Raw genomic sequence first — 17624 nt, 5'->3', positions numbered from 1 at the left:
AGTCGGAGGTTTTTTCGTATGACCAATTCTTTGCAACCTGCATATGCTCTGGTCCCGGGTGCGAACCTGGAGGCCTATGTGCACACCGTCAACAGCATTCCATTGCTGACGCCGGAGCAGGAGCGTGAACTGGCCGAGAGTCTCTATTATGAGCAGGATTTGGGGGCGGCTCGGCAGATGGTGCTCGCCCACCTGCGTTTTGTCGTACATATCGCCCGTAGCTATTCCGGCTACGGCCTGGCTCAGGCTGACCTGATCCAGGAAGGCAACGTCGGCCTGATGAAGGCTGTGAAGCGTTTCAACCCGGAAATGGGCGTGCGCCTGGTTTCGTTCGCTGTGCACTGGATCAAGGCGGAGATTCACGAGTTCATCCTGCGCAACTGGCGCATCGTGAAAGTCGCGACCACCAAGGCCCAGCGCAAGCTGTTCTTCAACCTGCGCAGCCAGAAAAAGCGTCTGGCCTGGCTGAACAACGAGGAAGTCCACCGCGTGGCGGAAAGCCTCGGCGTAGAGCCGCGGGAAGTGCGCGAGATGGAAAGTCGCCTGACCGGCCATGACATGGCTTTCGACCCGGCCGCAGAAGCGGACGACGACAGCGCTTTCCAGTCGCCAGCCAACTATCTGGAAGACCACCGGTACGACCCGGCCCGTCAACTGGAAGACGCTGACTGGAGCGACAACTCCAATCACAACCTGCACGAAGCGCTGGAAGTGCTGGACGACCGCAGCCGTGACATCCTCTATCAGCGCTGGTTGGCTGAAGAGAAAGCCACGCTGCACGACCTGGCGCAGAAGTACAACGTGTCGGCCGAGCGTATTCGTCAGCTTGAGAAGAGCGCGATGAACAAGCTCAAGTTGTCGATCGCCGCTTAACCTGCGCGCCCGGCAATAAAAAACGCCCCGATCATTGATCGGGGCGTTTTTGTTTGTGCGAATTATTCCCGCATCACCTAGACCCCTTGTAGGAGCGAGGCTTGCCCGCGAAGGCGGTGTGTCAGCCGATGAAGATGGTGGCCTGATACATCGCCTTCGCGGGCAATCCTCGCTCCTACAGGATTTGCGTTAGTTCATTGAGCCCAAGGCGCCCGGCGTGAATCGTTGAGGCCAGCCAGATAGCTGTCGCCTCCCAACTGACTCATCTGCTGCCGAATCCAGCCGGCACGCCGTGCGACGTAATTGGTCGGATGGCTCGCACTCCACACCCGTGGGTTGGGCAAAACCGCCGCCAGCAAGCTCGATTGCTGGCGGCTGAGGCTTTTAGCGCCAACACCAAAGTGATGCCTGGCCGCCGCTTCCGCACCAAACACGCCTTCATCCCATTCGACACTGTTGAGGTACACCTCAAGAATCCGCTGCTTGGGCCAAAGCACCTCGATCAGCCCGGTAAACCAGGCTTCCAGGCCTTTGCGCAACCAGCTGCGCCCCGACCACAGGAACAGGTTCTTCGAGACTTGCTGGCTCAGTGTACTGGCGCCGCGCACCGAACCGCCCAGCTCGTTGTGGGCCAGCGCGGCCTTGATTGCACCGAGGTCAAAACCCCAATGCTCCGGAAATTTCTGATCTTCGCCGGCGATCACTGCGACTTTGAGGTCGTCGGAGATTTCATCCCAGGGTTTCCAGGTGCGTTGCAGGTCAATCGGTTCGCCGTCGAACCAGGATTCGATCTTGCGCTCGACCATCAGCGCCGTGCCCGGTGGCGGTACCACGCGAAAAATCAGCACCAGCAATACGCTGCCACCCGCGAACCAGAGCAGGGCTTTCGTGAATCGTCGCAAAAATAAACGCAGCATAGAGATGGCTTGGCCGAACCCGTTGAGCGGGCCATTATACAGACCCTGTTGATCGAGTCTGACTGGAGTTCTTCATGCTGCGTGGCTTTCTGATGCTGGCCGCTTTCTTCGGCTTCACCGGTGTTGCCCTTGGCGCGTTCGCCGCCCATGGTCTGAAAAACCGGCTGACACCCGAATACCTGGCGATCTTCCACACCGGCGTCACCTACCAATTGGTGCACACCTTGGCATTGCTGGGCGTAGCGCTGCTTGCCACACAGCTTCCCGGTCGGCTGATCACCTGGGCTGGCGCCTCGTTTGCGATCGGCATCCTGCTGTTTTCCGGCAGTCTGTACGTGTTGACCCTGACCGGCGTCAGCAAGCTCGGAATCATCACGCCCTTCGGTGGCCTGGCGTTTCTGGTGGGTTGGTTCTGCCTGGGCCTTGCCGCCTGGCGGTTGAGCTGACCGGGCAGTCCATTTCATGACGAATGGCTTGGGTCGCCAAGACTGATCGGGCTAGAATGCCAGCCCCTAAAAATGATGGCGGCATTCGGTATGCGCATTCAGTTGAACGGCGAATCCCTTGAACTGCCCGACGGTGAAACCGTTGCGGCCCTGCTGACCCGTCTGGAACTGACCGGACGCCGGGTGGCGGTCGAACTCAATCTGGATATCGTCCCGCGCAGCCAGCACGCCGAAACCACATTGAACGACGGTGATTCGGTCGAAGTGGTACACGCCATCGGCGGCGGCTAGTCGCCCGGCCCGCAAGGGCACAGAATTCTGCAAGAACCTCACCCCTACAGAGGATTTCCCATGAGCATCGTTCGTAGCGACAAGCCCTTCGTCCTGGCCGGTCGTACTTACCAGTCGCGTTTGCTGGTAGGCACCGGCAAATACCGCGACATGGAAGAAACCCGCTTGGCCATCGAAGCCTCGGGTGCCGAGATCGTCACCTTCGCCGTGCGCCGTACCAACCTCGGCCAGAACCCGGGCGAACCGAACCTGCTCGAAGTCCTGTCGCCGGATCGCTACACCTTCCTGCCCAACACCGCCGGTTGCTTCGACGCGACCGAGGCTGTGCGCACCTGCCGTCTGGCCCGTGAGCTGCTCGGTGGCCACAACCTGGTGAAGCTGGAAGTGCTGGCGGACCAGAAAACCCTGTTCCCCAACGTGATCGAAACCCTCAAGGCCGCCGAAGTGCTGGTCAAGGAAGGCTTCGACGTGATGGTCTACACCAGCGATGACCCGATCATTGCCCGTCAACTGGCGGAAATCGGCGTTATCGCGGTCATGCCGCTGGCCGGTCTGATCGGTACAGGCCTGGGGATCTGCAACCCGTACAACCTGCAGATCATCCTCGAAGAAGCCAAGATTCCGGTGCTGGTGGATGCCGGTGTCGGTACGGCTTCCGACGCCACCATCGCCATGGAGCTGGGTTGTGAAGCGGTGCTGATGAACTCGGCCATCGCCCATGCCCAGCAGCCGATCATGATGGCTGAAGCCATGAAACACGCCATCGTCGCGGGCCGCCTGGCCTACCTCGCCGGCCGTATGCCGAAAAAACTTTATGCCAGCGCTTCCTCGCCGCTGGATGGTCTGATCAAGTAAGAGCCATTGATGACTGAATCAAACGACACGCCAATCCAGACGGAAGAAGGCGACGAGCGCCAACACCGCCGCATCAAGAGTTTCGTGATGCGCGCCGGGCGCATGACCGAAGGCCAGCAAAAAGGCCTGGATCAAGGCACGCCGCTGTTCGTGCTGCCATTGGCCGACGCGCCTGTGGATTACGATCAAGTGTTCGGCCGCTCGGCACCGCGCTCGCTGGAAATCGGCTTTGGCATGGGCCATTCGCTGCTGGAAATGGCCGCGGCTTCGCCGGAACAGGATTTCATTGGCGTTGAAGTGCACCGCCCGGGTGTCGGCGCGCTGCTCAACGGGGTGCTGACTCAAGGCCTGACCAACCTGCGGGTCTACGATTGCGATGCGATCGAAGTGCTCAACCGGTGCATCGCTGACAACAGCCTCGATCGCCTGATGCTGTTTTTCCCGGACCCGTGGCACAAGAGCCGTCACCACAAGCGCCGTATCGTTCAGGCGTCGTTCGCTGAACTGGTGCGCAGCAAGTTGAAGGTCGGCGGGATTCTGCACATGGCCACCGACTGGGAACCGTACGCCGAGTACATGCTGGAAGTGATGAGCGTCGCCCCGGGTTATCGCAACCTGGCTGAAGACGGCAAGTGCGTTCCGCGCCCGGCTGAGCGCCCGATCACCAAGTTCGAACGCCGTGGCGAACGTCTTGGGCATGGCGTTTGGGACCTGAAGTTCGAAAAGCAGTCCTAAGCCCTACGCAATACAAACTGTGGGAGTGGGCTTGCTCGCGAAGGCGTCGTGTCAGTCAACATCAATGTTGAATGATCAACCGCATTCGCGAGCAAGCCCGCTCCCACATTTGTTTTGTGTTGGCTTTGAGGTCAGCGGCGGTCGGCGACGACGCCGATGAGTACCAGCACCACCAGCAACACCGGCGCCAGGCTGTAGTTGTTGAACTGGCTCAGGCCTTTGATGATCCACGGTGTGGCGTAGATCAGCGCGAGGCCGCTGCCGATCATGCATACCAGCGCGAGCAGCGGGACGCGCAAGGCGCCGGCGATGCTGCCCAGACGCTGATCGACCCAGCCTTTGATGTCCGCGCCGAACAGCACCAGCAAACAACCCACCAGCGCCAGCGAGATTTCCGACAGGTTGCTGCGGCTCCAACGGGAGACGGTGGCGAGCAGGTCGAGTATCAAATCCATTCGTTTTCCCTTAAGGCTGAAATCAGCTCAGAAATTTTTGCAGCAAGTCATTGAGGAACAGTTGCCCGCGCTCGGTGGCCGCCAGGCGTGACGGTTCGACCTGCAACAAGCCGCTTTGTTCGGCCTCGAGGCGGCCTTCGGCGAAGCTTTCCAGGCTCAGACCGGTGCGCTCCGGGTACAGCCGCGATTCGACACCCTCGGTCAGGCGCAAGGCGTTCATCAGGAACTCGAACGGCAGTTCATCATTGGTCAGAGCCTTCTCGCCAGCCTTGAAGCTTTTCGCCGGGTTCAGGTAATCCTTTGGCAGTCGCGTCTTCCAGGTACGCACAATGCGGCCGTCCGGGTGGCTGAGCTTGCCATGGGCGCCAGCGCCGATGCCGATGAAGTCGCCAAAACTCCAATAGTTGAGGTTATGCCGCGCGGGGCGACCGGGCAGGGCATAGGCGGAGACTTCGTATTGCGCGTAACCGTGCTCGGCGAGCAGCGCCTGACCCGCTTCCTGAATGTCCCACAGCGTGTCGTCTTCCGGCAGCGTCGGCGGCTGGTTCCAGAACACCGTGTTCGGCTCCAGCGTCAGTTGATACCAGGACAAGTGCGTCGGTTTCAGGGCGATGGCCTGGCGCAAATCGCTCAGGGCATCGTCCAGCGACTGATCGGGCAAACCGTGCATCAAGTCCAGGTTGAAGTTATCGAACCCGGCCTGACGGGCCATGCCGGCGGCGCGTACCGCTTCGTCACCGTTGTGAATCCGCCCCAAGGCCTTGAGTTTCTCTTCCTGAAAGCTCTGGATGCCGATCGACAGGCGATTGATGCCCAATGCGCGGTAAGCGACAAACTTCTCTTGCTCGAACGTCCCCGGATTGGCTTCCAGGGTGATTTCGATGTCGCTGGCAAACGGAATGCGTTGCTCGACGCCTTTGAGCAAGCGGCCCAAGGCTTCGGCGCTGAACAGGCTCGGCGTGCCGCCACCAAAGAAGATCGAGCTCAACTCGCGACCGTAGACGGCGTGCAGGTCCTGATCGAGATCAGCCAGCAGGGCGTCCACATACTCTTCTTCCGGCAGCACCGGGCTGGCAGTGTGGGAGTTGAAGTCGCAATAAGGGCATTTACGCACACACCACGGGATGTGGATGTACAGCGCCAGGGGCGGCAGCGTTGGCAACGCGGCCCGTGGCGATTGTGCGGCACCGCCGAAAATCAGCGGTGACGCGGATGATTCATGGGTCATATCAGGCCTAGACGCTGGCGCAGCAGATCCATTGCACGGGCGCGGTGGCTGATCAGGTTTTTCTCGCTCGGGCTCAGTTCGGCGCTGGAGCAATCGCGCGACGGCACCCAGAACAGCGGGTCGTAGCCAAACCCGTGTTCTCCGCTGGCCTGGGTCAGGATGCGCCCGTGCCACAGGCCTTCGCAGAGGATCGGCAATGGATCGTCGGCGTGACGCACCAGCGCCAGAACGCAGACGAACTGCGCGCCGCGCTCGGTTTCCGGCACGTCTTTCAAGGCGTCGAGCAGTTTGGCGTTGTTCGCCGCATCGCCCTGGCCATCGGCGTAACGAGCCGAGTAGATCCCCGGCGCACCGCCGAGGAAATCAACCGCCAGCCCGGAATCGTCGGCCAGTGCCGGCAGGCCGGAAATGCGCGCGGCATTGCGGGCCTTGAGGATGGCGTTTTCGACGAACGACAGGCCGGTTTCTTCAGGCTCGACGCTGCTGAACTCGCCGATCGAGCGCAGTTGCACCGAGCCGCCGAGCATGGCCTGGAGTTCCTTGAGTTTGCCGGCGTTATGGCTGGCCAGTACGAGTTGCGTGAAGTTCATCATTCGCCGGGGAAAAGCTCTTGGTTGAAATTGATGGTGTTGATTTTGTCACCGTTCTGCACCTTGATCTCGAAAGTGCGAATTTCCTGCTGGTCGACCGGGAACTGGGCGATGTAGTAAATCGCGCCCTGTTCGGTGATCTGTTTGAATTTCAACGGTACGCTCTGGCTGGTCAGGTCTTTGACCGTACCGCTGACTTGAGCCATCAGCGGTTTGCCTTCCTTGATCACCGAAACGTTGATCACGCCTTGATTCTTGCTGCGGGTGAGCTCCGCGGCTTTGGCGATGTCGGGTGTCAGGAAGGTGGAGTTGAAGGTGTTGTAATGCACCGTCACATCGCCGAATTTTTCCTGACGGTCTCCTTTGATGGCATCAGCGGCCATGGCGGTGACGCTCAGGCATGCAGTAATTACAAACAGCGCTAGACGACCCATGATCGTTCTCCTTGGAATGTCGTGGTTCAGACCGCGACCTTGTGATCCTGCAGCCCTGGACTGCTGACGCGGTAAATACCGATCTCACCTAACAGATTAGGCCATAGCTTACTGGCCCACCCGTGCCGATGCTGTTGATCCACGGCAAGCCGATCAATGACCTTGGCTTCACGTTCGCGACATAACGCTTCAAAGTCTTCGAAGGTGCAGAAGTGGATGTTCGGCGTGTTGTACCAGGTGTACGGCAGAAACTCGGACACGGGCATCCGGCCCTTGCTCGCCAGGTACCAGCGGCAGCGCCAGTGACCGAAGTTGGGGAAGGTGATGATGCACTGGCGACCGACGCGCAGCATTTCGTCGAGGATCTTGTCCGGGTAGTGCACCGCCTGCAGCGCCTGGGTCATGACCACGATGTCGAAGCTGTTACTGGCAAAGTTGCCCAGGCCCTTGTCCAGGTCCTGCTCGATGACGTTGATGCCCTTGGCCACGCAATCGGCGATGTTGTCCGGGTCGTTTTCCAGGCCGTAGCCGGTGACTTGCTTGTTGTCCCGCAGCCACGTCAGCAGCTCGCCGTCACCGCAGCCGAGGTCGAGCACGCGGCTGCCGGCGGGGATCCATTCCTGGATGATTTCCAGATCAGCTCTCATGGCTTTCTCACAACGTAATGCGGTTCATGTAATTGCTGAACGCCTGCAGGTAGCGCGGGATCGGAATCAGGAAGGCGTCGTGGCCTTGCGGAGCGTCGATCTCGAGGTAGCAGACGTCTTTCTTGGCCGCCATCAGCGCGTCCACCAGTTCCCGCGAGCGGGCAGGGGAGAAGCGCCAGTCGGTGGTGAAGGACATCACGCAGAACTTGGCCGAGGCGCCGGCGAAGGTTTTCGCCAGGTCATCGTTGAAGTTCGCCGCCGGGTCGAAGTAGTCCAGCGCCTTGGTCATCAGCAGGTAGGTGTTGGCGTCGAAACGCCCGGAAAACTCTTCACCCTGATAACGCAGGTAGCTTTCCACCTGGAACTCGACGCTGTGGAAGTCGTAGTTGAGCTTTTCGCTCTTGAGGCCACGGCCGAATTTCTCGCCCATGGAATCGTCGGACAGGTAAGTGATGTGCCCGACCATCCGCGCCAGCATCAAGCCGCGCTTGGGGATCACGCCTGCTTCCTGGAACGAACCGCCGTGGAATTCGGGGTCGGTGAGGATCGCCTGGCGTGCGACTTCGTTGAACGCGATGTTCTGCGCCGACAGTTTCGGTGCCGAGGCGATGGCCAGGCAGTGACGAATGCGATCGGGGTACGTGATGCTCCACTGCATGGCCTGCATGCCACCGAGGCTGCCGCCAATCACGGCGGCCCATTGGCTGATGCCGATCCGGTCGGCCAGGCGCGCCTGGCTGTGCACCCAGTCTTCCACGGTCAGCACCGGGAAATCGGCGCCGAACGGCTTGCCGGTTTCCGGGTTGATGCTGCTCGGGCCGGTGGAACCGTTGCAACCGCCGAGGTTGTTCAGGCTGACCACGAAGAACTTGTTGGTGTCGATCGGCTTGCCGGGACCGATGCAGCTGTCCCACCAACCGGGTTTGCGGTCGTCGGGGCTGTGGAAACCGGCCGCGTGGTGGTGCCCGGACAAGGCGTGGCAGATCAGCACGGCGTTGCTCGCCGTGGCGTTCAGCGTGCCGTAGGTTTCGTAGATCAGGTCATACGCCGGAAGCGAACGGCCGCAGGCCAGGGCCAGGGGTTCGCTGAAGTGCGCCACTTGCGGCGTCACCAGACCAACAGAATCGGGGGGAAAGGCAGTTGGCATCGACCCTGCTCTCGTTGAAATGAGGCGTAAGTCTAAAGACCGGTGGGGTTAGCGGCAAGCAAAGGCCGGGCCTCAATTCATTCAGTTAGACCGAGGCGCGCCCATCGCGGGCAAGCCCGCTCCCACAGGTATTGTGCGATTCCTGTGGGAGCGGGCTTGCCCGCGATGAACGATGACTCGGTTTAACAGGTCATCGCCGGCTTCAGATCAGGCCAAGCAGCCCCTGCGGCATCAGGGCAAAGTACGCCAGGCGCGGAATCAGCCAGCTTTGCAGCAGCTGGATCACGATAAACGCGAAGATCGGCGAAATATCGAGGCCGCCCAGGTTCGGAATGATCCGGCGGAACGGGGCCAGTACCGGTTCAGTAATCTGAGCGACCAGCTCGGCACCCGGATTGTGGCTCCCCGGCGCGACCCAGGACAGAATCACGCTGATGATCATTGCGTAGAACAGGATGTTCAAAAACAGCGAGAACAGCGCAATCAGTGCCCAAGGCACCAGCAGTAGCCAGTCGACCATGAAGCCTTTGAGCGACACGATGACCGCGATCAGCAGCATCTGCACGATCAGCGCCAGCACCAGCGACGACATGTCCAGCCCGAACATGCTCGGGATGACCCGGCGTAGTGGCTTGAGCAGCGGCTGGGTGGCCTTGACGATGAACTGGCAGAGCGGGTTGTAGAAGTTCGCCCGGACCAGTTGCAGGATGAAGCGCAACAGCACGATCAGCAGGTACAGGCTGCCCAGGGTTTTGATGATGAAAATGGCAGCGTCATTGAGTCCGAGCATTATTGATTCCTTTGTAAGAGCTGATTAGCGGCCAAGTTGTTCGGCCATCTCGGCCGATCGGTGCGCAGCGGCGCCAAGTGCTTTTTCCACCAGGGCTTCGAAGCCGCCAGCCTGGAACGATTTGATTGCAGCTTCTGTAGTGCCCGCAGGCGAGGTCACGCGGCGACGCAGTTCAGCGGCGTCGACATCGCTGGCAACTGCCATGTGCGCGGCGCCCAGCGCGGTTTGCAAAGTCAGCTGGGCAGCAACGTCCGCCGGCAGACCCAGTTTCACACCCGCGGCGGTCATGGCTTCGATCAACAGGAAGAAGTACGCAGGGCCCGAGCCGGACACGGCAGTGACGGCGTCCAGTTGCTGTTCTTCGTTCAACCACAAGGCGATGCCGACGGCCGACAACAGCTCTTGCGCCTGTTGGCGTTGTTCTGCGGTCACCTCGGCGGTAGCGAACAAACCGCTCACGCCCTGACGCAGCAGCGCCGGCGTGTTGGGCATGCAGCGCACGATCGGCTGGGCGCCGAGCCAGTTGTTCATGCTGGCGCAAGTGATGCCTGCCGCGATCGACACCACCAGTTGATTCGGTTTCAAGCTGGGGCGAATCGCTTCGCACACGGCTTTCATCGCCTGGGGTTTGACCGCCAGTACGACCACGTCCGCGCCTTGAATGGCTTCGGCGTTGTCGGCGAATACGTCGATGCCGTGTTCGGCGTTCACTTTGGCGCGGGTTTCAGCGCCCGGATCGCTGGCGCGGATCTGCGCGGCGTCCAGACCTTTGGCCCGCAGGCCGCCGATCAGGCTGGCGGCCATGTTGCCGGCACCGATAAAGGCAATACGAGTCTTGCTCATGTCAGGTCCTTATCAAGAGAGGTGTCAGCCATTGTTCAAGGCTGACCATAGTCGCGGGCGCCAAACAGGGCCGTACCGATGCGGACCCAGGTGGCGCCCATGGCGATGGCCGACTCTAGGTCGTGGCTCATGCCCATGGAAAGTGTGTCGAGCGGCAGGTTCAGGCTGGCTTGCAGGCTTTGTACGGCAGCAAAAGCGGCGTCCTGGGCGGCGCGATCTTCAGTCGGCTCGGGAATTGCCATCAGCCCGCGCAGCTTGAGGCGCGGCAATTCGCTGATGGCGTGGGCCAGGGCCGGCAGGTCGGCCGGGGTGCAGCCGGATTTGCTGGCTTCACCGCTGACGTTGACCTGGATGCAGATGTTCAGTGGCGGCAGATCGGCAGGACGTTGTTCGGACAGGCGTTGTGCGATTTTCAAACGATCCACGGAATGCACCCAGGCGAAGTGCTCGGCGATAGCGCGAGTCTTGTTCGATTGAATGGGGCCGATGAAGTGCCAGATCAAGGGCAGGTCGGTCAATTCGAGCTGTTTGCCCAGGGCTTCCTGCAGGTAGTTCTCGCCAAAGTCGCGCAGGCCGGCGGCGTGGGCTTCACGCACGGCGTCAGCGGGCTTGGTTTTGCTCACGGCCAATAGCTGGACGCTGTGCTCGTCGCGGTGGGCGGCAAGGGCGGCAGCCCGGATGCGTGAACTAACCAGGGCAATGTTGTCTGCTATCGTGGACATTCAAGAGGCGCCAGCGGGTCTGAGGTTGGCGGCATTCTACTGGAATTGAGGAGTGCTATGGATATCACTGAACTGCTGGCGTTCAGCGCCAAACAAGGAGCGTCCGACTTGCACCTGTCGGCGGGCCTGCCGCCGATGATTCGCGTCGACGGCGATGTGCGGCGCATCAACCTGCCGGCTCTGGACCACAAGGAGGTTCACGAGCTGATCTACGACATCATGAACGACATCCAGCGGGTGGAATTCGAGAAGCATCTGGAAACCGACTTTTCCTTTGAAGTGCCCGGTGTGGCGCGTTTTCGGGTCAACGCCTTCAACCAGAATCGTGGTGCGGGCGCCGTATTCCGGACCATTCCATCCAAGGTCCTGAGCATGGAGGACCTGGGCATGGGGGAAGTGTTTCGCAAGATTACCGAGGCACCCCGGGGCCTGGTGCTGGTGACCGGCCCGACCGGCTCCGGCAAGTCCACCACCCTGGCGGCGATGATCGATCACCTGAACGGTAATCGCCATCACCACATCCTGACCATCGAAGACCCGATCGAATTCGTCCACGAATCGCGCAAATGCCTGATCAACCAGCGCGAAGTCCATCGCGATACCCGCAGTTTCGCCACTGCCTTGCGTTCGGCGCTGCGGGAAGACCCGGATGTGATTCTGGTGGGGGAGATGCGGGATCTGGAGACCATTCGTCTGGCGCTGACCGCTGCCGAGACCGGTCACCTGGTGTTCGGCACGCTGCACACCACGTCGGCGGCGAAAACCATCGACCGGGTGGTGGATGTGTTTCCGGGGGACGAGAAGTCGATGGTGCGCTCGATGCTGTCCGAATCATTGCTGGCGGTGGTTTCCCAAACGCTGGTAAAGAAGATCGGCGGTGGGCGCATCGCGGCGCACGAGATCATGCTGGGGACCTCGGCGATCCGTAACCTGATCCGCGAAGACAAGGTCGCGCAGATGTACTCGTCGATTCAGACCGGCGGGAATCTGGGGATGCAGACGCTGGATATGTGCTTGAAGGATCTGGTGACCAAAGGCTTGATCAGTCGCGAGCATGCGCGGGAGAAGGCGCGGTCGCCGGATAATTTCTGAGTGTCCAGAAACGCCTTCGCGGGCAAGCCTCGCTCCTACAGGGATCGCACAAATCCTGTAGGAGCGAGGCTTGCCCGCGAAGGGGACTTCAAATCAGCGCTGAACGACCTGAATGGCATTCTTCTCTTTCGGCAGAACCCGCTTGGCAACCACGTAGTGGCTTTCCCAGTACGGTTTCTTCAAGGTGTCGATGGTCACCGACTTGCCACGACGCGGTGCGTGGATAAAGCGGTCGTTGCCCAGGTAGATGGCAACGTGATTGACCCGGCGGCTCTTGATGTTGAAGAAAATCAGGTCGCCCGGCTTCAGATCCTTGCGATCGACTTTCTCGCCATGACCGCTGGCCATGGCGTTCGAAGTGCGTGGCAGATCGAAGGTGGCGTCGTTGAACGCGTATTTCACCAGGCCGCTGCAATCGAAGCCTTTGCTTGGGCTGCTGCCGCCCCAACGGTAAGGTGTACCGAGGACATTCACGGCGCGGCTCAGCACGTTACTGCTTTCCTTGGTCGCCATCGGCGGAACAAGGCTGCTTTTACTGGCCAGCTGCGGGGCGCGTTTGACGGCTTGTTTGTTTTTGCTCGAAGGAGCAGAAACATGGGATTTGGGGGTGTAACCATTAACGTTAGGAAGACGTTGCTCACGATTGGTGGCGTGGGCGGCCAGTGGCATCAAAAGGCAAATGGTTAGCCATGTCTTGAAAAATGGACGCATTAGGCAAGGCTCATATAGGTTAGCGCGCAACTTTATAACAGCTTTTTTGACCCTTCCGAGGCCGTTTGTCGATTCAAACGGCGGGCAATGGAACCAAATAAGCGTTAAATGGACGCAATTGTCGGACAGAACTCAGTCGCTACAAGGGTTTGACGGCAGACAAGGTAGTGCCTGCCATACGTCGGCTACTCGTAAAAAAGTCACAAAGATTTAAAGAATATTTATCTATCGTGTGAATTGAGGTCATCCATGAACACCTATCAACACCCCGTTCCACATCAGGACACCCACAGCAAAGTGATCGGTTATCTGCTGTGGATTTTCGGTTTTACCGGGGCGCACCGCTTCTATTACGGCAAGCCGGTGACCGGGACGATCTGGTTTTTCACCTTCGGTTTGCTGGGCATTGGCTGGCTGATCGACCTCTTCCTGATCCCGTCGATGGACCGGGAAGCAGACCTGCGTTTCACCGCGGGGCCGATCGAATACAACGTTGCGTGGATTCTGCTGACGTTTCTCGGGGTATTCGGCGTACACCGGATGTATCAGGGGAAGTGGATCAGCGGGTTGCTGTATCTGGTGACGGGCGGGTTGTTCTTTCTGGGGGTTTTGTATGACTTCTGGACGCTGAATGATCAGGTGTCGGTGCGTAACGCGCAGAATCGCGGCACTTTCCAGTAAGTCATCGCGAGCTAGCCCGCTCCCACATGTGATCTCCGGTGAACGCAAATGCTGTGTACACCCCAGAACTAATGTGGGAGCGGGCTTGCTCGCGAATGCAGGCGACGCGGTGTTACGCCTGGTGGCTGATCCGCCCATCCACCAGGGTGTAACGGACGACGCCCGGCAGGGTATGCCCAATGAACGGGCAGTTCTCACCCTTGGACAACCAGGTTTCACCGGCCACGGTCGAAGCCGCAGGGTCGAACAGAACGATATCCGCCGCTCCACCCACTGCCAGTTTCCCCGCCGGCAAGCGCAAGGCTTCGGCCGGTCCGGCACTCAAGCGCGCCAGCAACGTCGGCAGATCCAGCAAACCATCCTCCACCAGCGTCATCGCCAGCGGCAACAGCAGTTCGACACTGCTGATCCCCGGCTCGGTCGCACCGAACGGTGCCAGTTTGGCGTCCCGCTCATGTGGCTGGTGATGGCTGGAAATAGCCGAAACCACCCCCGACTTCACCGCTTCACGCAAGCCATCGCGGTCGGCGCGGGTGCGCAATGGCGGCTGCACGTGATAGAGGCTGCTGAAATCGATCAGCGCTTCATCGGTCAGGATCAGCTGATACAACGCGACATCGGCCGTCACCGGCAATCCACGGGCCTGAGCCTGAGCGATCAGGGCCACGCCGCGAGCACTGGTCAGCTGGCTGAAGTGCGCGCGCACGCCGCTTTGCTCGACCAGCAGCAGGTCCCGGGCCAATGCCACGGTTTCGGCGGTTTCCGGAATGCCCGGCAAACCGAGGAAACTGGCGGTCGGGCCTTCATGCGCCAAGCCACCTTCGGCCAGATCATGGTCCTGGGAGTTGAAAATCACCGTCAGGTCGAAGGTCGCCGCGTACTCCAGCGCACGGCACAGCGTGCGGGTGTTGCGGAAGCTTTCCAGGCCGTTGCCGAAGGCCACGCAACCAGCGTCGCGCAAGGCAACCAGCTCTGCCAGTTGCTCGCCGTCCAGACCTTTGCTCAGTGCGCCGATCGGGAAGACTTTGGTGTTGCCGGCCTCGCGGGCGCGGTCGAGGATCAGTTCGGCCACGGCCGAGGTGTCCAGCACCGGTTTGGTTTTCGGCGGGCAGCACAGGCTGGTCACACCGCCGGCCGCGGCCGCGCGGGTTTCGCTGACGATCGACCCTTTGCGGCTGTAACCCGGCTCGCGCAGGGCGACGTTCAGGTCAACCAGGCCAGGGGCGGCCACCAGGCCTTGGGCGTCGAGGGTGTCGACGGCGACGAAACCGGCCGGAGCGGCGCCAATGGCGACGATCTTGCAGGCTTCGATGTGGATATCAGTCACTTGATCCAGCCCGCTGACTGGATCGATCACGCGGGCGCCGAGAATGCTGAGCTTCACTGGGCGTTCTCCTGCTCGAATTGGCGCTGGGCAGTCTGCCCGCTCATGGCCATGGACAACACGGCCATACGAATGGCGATGCCGTAGGTCACCTGGTTGAGGATCACCGAGTGCGGGCCGTCGGCCACCGCCGACTCGATTTCCACGCCGCGGTTGATCGGGCCCGGGTGCATGACGATGCAGTCCGGCTTGGCGCCAGCCAGGCGCGCGGTGGTCAGGCCGAACAGGCGGTAGAACTCGCCTTCGCTCGGCAGCAGGCCGCCGGTCATGCGTTCACGTTGCAGGCGCAGCATGATCACCACATCGACGTCTTTCAGGCCTGCGGCCATGTCGGTGTAGACCTTCACGCCGTATTGCTCGATGCCGATCGGCAGCAGGGTTTTCGGTGCGATGACGCGGATGTCCGGGCAGCCGAGGGTTTTCAGCGCCAGCATGTTCGAGCGCGCGACCCGCGAGTGCAGGATGTCGCCGACGATGGCCACCGAAAGGTTTTCGAAACCGCCCTTGTGCCGGCGGATGGTCAGCATGTCGAGCATGCCCTGCGTCGGGTGGGCGTGACGGCCGTCGCCGCCGTTGATGATCGCCACTTGCGGGCACACGTGTTCGGCGATGAAGTGCGCGGCGCCGGAATCACCGTGACGCACGACGAACATGTCGGCGGCCATGGCTTCGAGGTTGCGCAGGGTGTCGAGCAGGGTTTCGCCCTTGCTCGCCGACGAGGTGGACACGTTCAGAGTGATCACGTCCGCCGACAGCCGCTGCGCCGCCAGTTCGAAGGTGGTGCGGGTGCGGGTGGAGTTCTCGAAAAACACGTTGCACACGGTCTTGCCGCGCAGCAACGGGACTTTCTTCACGGCCCGGGCGCCGACTTCGAGGAACGAGTCGGCGGTGTCGAGGATTTCCGTCAGCAGCTCGCGGCGCAAACCGTCGAGCGAGAGGAAGTGGCGCAGCTGGCCCTGATCATTGAGCTGCAGCGGGCGCTTGGTTTCTAGAGGCGTCATCGCGAGGGGGACTCTCAATAGGGCGAATTAAAGGGCGAGGTCTTGCAGTTCGAGTTTGAGTTCCGGGCCGGACAGCTTCACGCGTTCGTGAGCGGCGAGGGCCAGCGTCGCACCGACGACGTTCGGGCGGATCGGCAGTTCGCCGGCGTCCAGGTCCAGCAGGCACACCAGCGTCACGCTGGCCGGGCGGCCGTAGTCGAAGAGTTCGTTCATCGCGGCGCGGATGGTGCGGCCGCTCATCAGCACGTCGTCGATCAGCACCAGGTCCTGGCCTTCGATCTCGAACGGCAGCGCCGAGGGACGCACTTGCGGGTGCAGGCCGTTCTGGCTGAAATCGTCGCGGTAGAAGGACACGTCCAGCGTGCCGAGCGGCGCATCGCTGCCCAATTCTTCGAGCAATGCCTGGGCGACCCAGACGCCACCGGTACGAATGCCGATGTAACGCGGTTCGCTGATGCCACGGTGTTCCAGGTGTGCCTTGAGACGGATCGCCATCTGGCTGATCAGTTCGGCGGGATTGGGCAGGCTCATGGTTGCTCCTTCTTGGGCCCGAGCCGGGTGGTGCTGGAGGTGGCTCGGGTTGTCGCTATAGAGAGTCGCTTGTTACGGCTCTTCAGGATTCGAACAGTGCGGTGTTTTCGTCGAGCCAGCCTTGCAGCAGCAGGGCGGCGGCGATGGCGTCGACCGGGTTGTCGCGGTAACTGCCCTTTTGTCCGCCACGATCACGCCGTTCACCCTTGGCTTCGAAGGTGGTCAGGCGTTCATCGTGGGTATAGAAGGGCAGGTTGTAGCGGCCGTTCAGGCGTCGGGCGAACTTCTCGGCGCGCAGGCACATGTCGCTCGGCGTGCCGTCCATGTTCAGCGGCAGGCCGACGACGACTGCGTCGGGTTTCCACTCTTTGATGAGGGCTTCGACCTGGTTCCAGTCGGGAATACCGTTTTGCGCCTTCAAGGTGCACAGCTCGCGTGCCTGGCCGGTAATCACCTGGCCGACCGCTACGCCGATCTGTTTGGTGCCGTAGTCAAACCCCAGGATCAGGCGCAGGGCCATCAGGCGTGCCCCGCCTGGCTGGTGAGCAGGCTGAGGTTGACGCCGAGGTGTTTGGCCGCCGCATCGAGGCGCAGTTCGCTGCTGGTGTTGAACAGGATGTCGGCGTCGAACGGGCAGGTAAGCCAGGCGTTCTGCGCCAGTTCGGCCTCAAGCTGCCCGGCTTCCCAGCCGGCATAACCCAGGGTGATCACACTCTTGGCCGGGCCGACGCCATCGGCGATGGCGAACAGCACATCCTGGGACGTGGACAGGGACAGGTCGCCTTCCAGATCAACGGTTGCCTGAAACTTCTTGCCTGACGGGTGCAGAACAAAACCGCGATCAGTCTGCACCGGGCCACCGATGAAAATCGGCACATGCTGGCAGAGGAGCGGCGGTTCGATATCGGGGCGCAATTGCTCGAGGATATCGGCCAGGTTCAGGTCTTGCGGACGGTTGACCACCAGCCCCATGGCACCATTGGCCGTGTGCTCGACGATGTAGGTCAAGGTGTGCGCAAAGTTCGGGTCGGCCATGTGAGGCATGGCGATCAGGAAGTGATGCTTGAGGTAGCTGGGGCTGACGTTCTTCATGTGCGCTAGTGTGGCGTTGGAGGGGCGAACTGACAAGCTGGGGATGCACAGGAAATACCCTGAAATCCTGCAAACAACCGGATACCTGTGGGAGCGGGCTTGCCCGCGATGACGGCGGTCCATTCAACATTCATGTGTCAGACAGATCGCTATCGCGGG

At 60.9% G+C, this 17624-nt stretch carries 23 protein-coding genes; 7 read left to right on the top strand and 16 right to left on the bottom strand.

The genetic code is table 11. The features are described 5' to 3' along the window. Nucleotides 1-18: 18 nt before the first annotated feature. Nucleotides 19-873, top strand: a complete 855-nt coding sequence (rpoH, locus tag J2Y86_RS16150; protein ID WP_007897890.1) for an RNA polymerase sigma factor RpoH — start codon at nucleotides 19-21, stop codon at nucleotides 871-873. A gap of 194 nt (nucleotides 874-1067) precedes the next feature. On the opposite strand, the gene mtgA is transcribed toward rpoH, so the two are convergent. Beyond that, nucleotides 1068-1790 carry a monofunctional biosynthetic peptidoglycan transglycosylase gene (gene mtgA, locus J2Y86_RS16145; protein ID WP_253433286.1) on the bottom strand — a complete coding sequence of 241 codons (723 nt, stop codon included), beginning with the start codon at nucleotides 1788-1790 and terminating at the stop codon, nucleotides 1068-1070. 74 nt (nucleotides 1791-1864) lie between these two features. Between mtgA and J2Y86_RS16140 the strand changes: the two genes are divergently transcribed. From J2Y86_RS16140 to trmB, 4 genes are all read left to right on the top strand, one after another. Beyond that, the gene (locus tag J2Y86_RS16140) at nucleotides 1865-2236 is read left to right on the top strand and encodes a DUF423 domain-containing protein (RefSeq protein WP_253433283.1); all 372 of its coding nucleotides are present in this window, start codon (nucleotides 1865-1867) and stop codon (nucleotides 2234-2236) included. Nucleotides 2237-2326: 90 nt separating this feature from the next. Further along, nucleotides 2327-2527, top strand: coding sequence for a sulfur carrier protein ThiS (gene thiS, locus J2Y86_RS16135; protein WP_007897898.1), 201 nt, complete (start codon nucleotides 2327-2329; stop codon nucleotides 2525-2527). A 60-nt stretch (nucleotides 2528-2587) separates the two neighbouring features. Next, nucleotides 2588-3382, top strand: coding sequence for a thiazole synthase (locus J2Y86_RS16130; protein WP_008068101.1), 795 nt, complete (start codon nucleotides 2588-2590; stop codon nucleotides 3380-3382). 9 nt (nucleotides 3383-3391) lie between these two features. Then, nucleotides 3392-4117: a tRNA (guanosine(46)-N7)-methyltransferase TrmB gene (gene trmB / locus J2Y86_RS16125; RefSeq protein WP_017341284.1), complete on the top strand. Its 726-nt coding sequence runs from the start codon at nucleotides 3392-3394 to the stop codon at nucleotides 4115-4117. A gap of 131 nt (nucleotides 4118-4248) precedes the next feature. On the opposite strand, the gene J2Y86_RS16115 is transcribed toward trmB, so the two are convergent. The 9 genes from J2Y86_RS16115 to J2Y86_RS16075 all read right to left on the bottom strand — a co-directional run bounded on the left by J2Y86_RS16115 (nucleotide 4249) and on the right by J2Y86_RS16075 (nucleotide 10973). Then, entirely contained in the window at nucleotides 4249-4572 is a 324-nt protein-coding gene (locus J2Y86_RS16115; RefSeq protein WP_253433280.1) for a DUF3392 domain-containing protein, read from the bottom strand. A 22-nt stretch (nucleotides 4573-4594) separates the two neighbouring features. Then, complete coding sequence (gene hemW, locus J2Y86_RS16110) at nucleotides 4595-5800, bottom strand: radical SAM family heme chaperone HemW (protein WP_253433277.1); 1206 nt, start codon at nucleotides 5798-5800, stop codon at nucleotides 4595-4597. Further along, on the bottom strand, nucleotides 5797-6393 hold the full coding sequence (gene rdgB / locus J2Y86_RS16105; RefSeq protein ID WP_253433272.1) for an RdgB/HAM1 family non-canonical purine NTP pyrophosphatase: 597 nt from the start codon (nucleotides 6391-6393) through the stop codon (nucleotides 5797-5799). Before rdgB ends, hemW begins: the two co-directional genes overlap by 4 nt. Next, nucleotides 6390-6824, bottom strand: a complete 435-nt coding sequence (locus J2Y86_RS16100) for a DUF4426 domain-containing protein (RefSeq protein WP_253433268.1) — start codon at nucleotides 6822-6824, stop codon at nucleotides 6390-6392. The genes rdgB and J2Y86_RS16100 overlap by 4 nt, the downstream gene beginning before the upstream one ends. A 26-nt stretch (nucleotides 6825-6850) precedes the next feature. Further along, a complete protein-coding gene (gene metW, locus J2Y86_RS16095) occupies nucleotides 6851-7471 on the bottom strand; it encodes a methionine biosynthesis protein MetW (protein ID WP_253433265.1) in 621 nt (206 codons plus the stop codon). A gap of 7 nt (nucleotides 7472-7478) precedes the next feature. Then, on the bottom strand, nucleotides 7479-8618 hold the full coding sequence (gene metX / locus J2Y86_RS16090; protein ID WP_253433262.1) for a homoserine O-succinyltransferase MetX: 1140 nt from the start codon (nucleotides 8616-8618) through the stop codon (nucleotides 7479-7481). Nucleotides 8619-8820: 202 nt separating this feature from the next. Then, nucleotides 8821-9408, bottom strand: coding sequence for a YggT family protein (locus J2Y86_RS16085; protein ID WP_253433259.1), 588 nt, complete (start codon nucleotides 9406-9408; stop codon nucleotides 8821-8823). A 24-nt stretch (nucleotides 9409-9432) separates the two neighbouring features. Further along, nucleotides 9433-10251: a pyrroline-5-carboxylate reductase gene (proC, locus tag J2Y86_RS16080; protein WP_253433256.1), complete on the bottom strand. Its 819-nt coding sequence runs from the start codon at nucleotides 10249-10251 to the stop codon at nucleotides 9433-9435. A 35-nt stretch (nucleotides 10252-10286) separates the two neighbouring features. Next, entirely contained in the window at nucleotides 10287-10973 is a 687-nt protein-coding gene (locus J2Y86_RS16075) for a YggS family pyridoxal phosphate-dependent enzyme (RefSeq protein ID WP_253433253.1), read from the bottom strand. 57 nt (nucleotides 10974-11030) lie between these two features. On the opposite strand from J2Y86_RS16075, the gene J2Y86_RS16070 reads away from it, so the two are divergent. Further along, nucleotides 11031-12065 carry a type IV pilus twitching motility protein PilT gene (locus J2Y86_RS16070; protein ID WP_253433251.1) on the top strand — a complete coding sequence of 345 codons (1035 nt, stop codon included), beginning with the start codon at nucleotides 11031-11033 and terminating at the stop codon, nucleotides 12063-12065. 93 nt (nucleotides 12066-12158) lie between these two features. Here J2Y86_RS16070 and J2Y86_RS16065 read toward each other — a convergent pair whose 3' ends face one another. Continuing rightward, on the bottom strand, nucleotides 12159-12776 hold the full coding sequence (locus tag J2Y86_RS16065) for a C40 family peptidase (protein WP_253433248.1): 618 nt from the start codon (nucleotides 12774-12776) through the stop codon (nucleotides 12159-12161). Nucleotides 12777-13025: 249 nt separating this feature from the next. On the opposite strand from J2Y86_RS16065, the gene J2Y86_RS16060 reads away from it, so the two are divergent. Further along, nucleotides 13026-13457, top strand: coding sequence for an NINE protein (locus tag J2Y86_RS16060; protein WP_253433245.1), 432 nt, complete (start codon nucleotides 13026-13028; stop codon nucleotides 13455-13457). A 112-nt stretch (nucleotides 13458-13569) separates the two neighbouring features. On the opposite strand, the gene J2Y86_RS16055 is transcribed toward J2Y86_RS16060, so the two are convergent. The 5 genes from J2Y86_RS16055 to J2Y86_RS16035 form a co-directional block, all read right to left on the bottom strand. Further along, nucleotides 13570-14841, bottom strand: a complete 1272-nt coding sequence (locus tag J2Y86_RS16055) for a dihydroorotase (protein ID WP_084322409.1) — start codon at nucleotides 14839-14841, stop codon at nucleotides 13570-13572. Then, nucleotides 14838-15842, bottom strand: coding sequence for an aspartate carbamoyltransferase catalytic subunit (locus J2Y86_RS16050; RefSeq protein WP_253433241.1), 1005 nt, complete (start codon nucleotides 15840-15842; stop codon nucleotides 14838-14840). The genes J2Y86_RS16055 and J2Y86_RS16050 overlap by 4 nt, the downstream gene beginning before the upstream one ends. A gap of 27 nt (nucleotides 15843-15869) precedes the next feature. Continuing rightward, nucleotides 15870-16373, bottom strand: a complete 504-nt coding sequence (pyrR, locus tag J2Y86_RS16045; RefSeq protein ID WP_084322407.1) for a bifunctional pyr operon transcriptional regulator/uracil phosphoribosyltransferase PyrR — start codon at nucleotides 16371-16373, stop codon at nucleotides 15870-15872. Between the two features lie 82 nt (nucleotides 16374-16455). Continuing rightward, nucleotides 16456-16893 (bottom strand): Holliday junction resolvase RuvX, encoded by a 438-nt coding sequence (gene ruvX, locus J2Y86_RS16040; RefSeq protein WP_005792259.1) that lies wholly within the window; start codon nucleotides 16891-16893, stop codon nucleotides 16456-16458. After that, complete coding sequence (locus tag J2Y86_RS16035; protein WP_253433238.1) at nucleotides 16893-17465, bottom strand: YqgE/AlgH family protein; 573 nt, start codon at nucleotides 17463-17465, stop codon at nucleotides 16893-16895. The genes ruvX and J2Y86_RS16035 overlap by 1 nt, the downstream gene beginning before the upstream one ends. Between the last annotated feature and the right edge of the window lie 159 nt (nucleotides 17466-17624).

Origin of the sequence: Pseudomonas migulae, from assembly GCF_024169315.1 — a bacterium.
GTDB classification, from domain to species: Bacteria; Pseudomonadota; Gammaproteobacteria; order Pseudomonadales; family Pseudomonadaceae; genus Aquipseudomonas; species Aquipseudomonas migulae_B.
The sequence above is the reverse complement of the archived record's forward strand: the minus strand, read 5'-3'. Positions and strand labels throughout refer to the sequence as shown.

What these genes read in the sequence shown, in the direction of transcription:
- rpoH (WP_007897890.1), top strand. Translation starts at nt 19, where the DNA reads ATGACCAATTCTTTGCAACCTGCATATGCTCTGGTCCCGGGTGCGAAC.
- mtgA (WP_253433286.1), bottom strand. Translation starts at nt 1,790, where the DNA reads ATGCTGCGTTTATTTTTGCGACGATTCACGAAAGCCCTGCTCTGGTTC.
- J2Y86_RS16140 (WP_253433283.1), top strand. Translation starts at nt 1,865, where the DNA reads ATGCTGCGTGGCTTTCTGATGCTGGCCGCTTTCTTCGGCTTCACCGGT.
- thiS (WP_007897898.1), top strand. Translation starts at nt 2,327, where the DNA reads ATGCGCATTCAGTTGAACGGCGAATCCCTTGAACTGCCCGACGGTGAA.
- J2Y86_RS16130 (WP_008068101.1), top strand. Translation starts at nt 2,588, where the DNA reads ATGAGCATCGTTCGTAGCGACAAGCCCTTCGTCCTGGCCGGTCGTACT.
- trmB (WP_017341284.1), top strand. Translation starts at nt 3,392, where the DNA reads ATGACTGAATCAAACGACACGCCAATCCAGACGGAAGAAGGCGACGAG.
- J2Y86_RS16115 (WP_253433280.1), bottom strand. Translation starts at nt 4,572, where the DNA reads ATGGATTTGATACTCGACCTGCTCGCCACCGTCTCCCGTTGGAGCCGC.
- hemW (WP_253433277.1), bottom strand. Translation starts at nt 5,800, where the DNA reads ATGACCCATGAATCATCCGCGTCACCGCTGATTTTCGGCGGTGCCGCA.
- rdgB (WP_253433272.1), bottom strand. Translation starts at nt 6,393, where the DNA reads ATGATGAACTTCACGCAACTCGTACTGGCCAGCCATAACGCCGGCAAA.
- J2Y86_RS16100 (WP_253433268.1), bottom strand. Translation starts at nt 6,824, where the DNA reads ATGGGTCGTCTAGCGCTGTTTGTAATTACTGCATGCCTGAGCGTCACC.
- metW (WP_253433265.1), bottom strand. Translation starts at nt 7,471, where the DNA reads ATGAGAGCTGATCTGGAAATCATCCAGGAATGGATCCCCGCCGGCAGC.
- metX (WP_253433262.1), bottom strand. Translation starts at nt 8,618, where the DNA reads ATGCCAACTGCCTTTCCCCCCGATTCTGTTGGTCTGGTGACGCCGCAA.
- J2Y86_RS16085 (WP_253433259.1), bottom strand. Translation starts at nt 9,408, where the DNA reads ATGCTCGGACTCAATGACGCTGCCATTTTCATCATCAAAACCCTGGGC.
- proC (WP_253433256.1), bottom strand. Translation starts at nt 10,251, where the DNA reads ATGAGCAAGACTCGTATTGCCTTTATCGGTGCCGGCAACATGGCCGCC.
- J2Y86_RS16075 (WP_253433253.1), bottom strand. Translation starts at nt 10,973, where the DNA reads ATGTCCACGATAGCAGACAACATTGCCCTGGTTAGTTCACGCATCCGG.
- J2Y86_RS16070 (WP_253433251.1), top strand. Translation starts at nt 11,031, where the DNA reads ATGGATATCACTGAACTGCTGGCGTTCAGCGCCAAACAAGGAGCGTCC.
- J2Y86_RS16065 (WP_253433248.1), bottom strand. Translation starts at nt 12,776, where the DNA reads ATGCGTCCATTTTTCAAGACATGGCTAACCATTTGCCTTTTGATGCCA.
- J2Y86_RS16060 (WP_253433245.1), top strand. Translation starts at nt 13,026, where the DNA reads ATGAACACCTATCAACACCCCGTTCCACATCAGGACACCCACAGCAAA.
- J2Y86_RS16050 (WP_253433241.1), bottom strand. Translation starts at nt 15,842, where the DNA reads ATGACGCCTCTAGAAACCAAGCGCCCGCTGCAGCTCAATGATCAGGGC.
- pyrR (WP_084322407.1), bottom strand. Translation starts at nt 16,373, where the DNA reads ATGAGCCTGCCCAATCCCGCCGAACTGATCAGCCAGATGGCGATCCGT.
- ruvX (WP_005792259.1), bottom strand. Translation starts at nt 16,893, where the DNA reads ATGGCCCTGCGCCTGATCCTGGGGTTTGACTACGGCACCAAACAGATC.
- J2Y86_RS16035 (WP_253433238.1), bottom strand. Translation starts at nt 17,465, where the DNA reads ATGAAGAACGTCAGCCCCAGCTACCTCAAGCATCACTTCCTGATCGCC.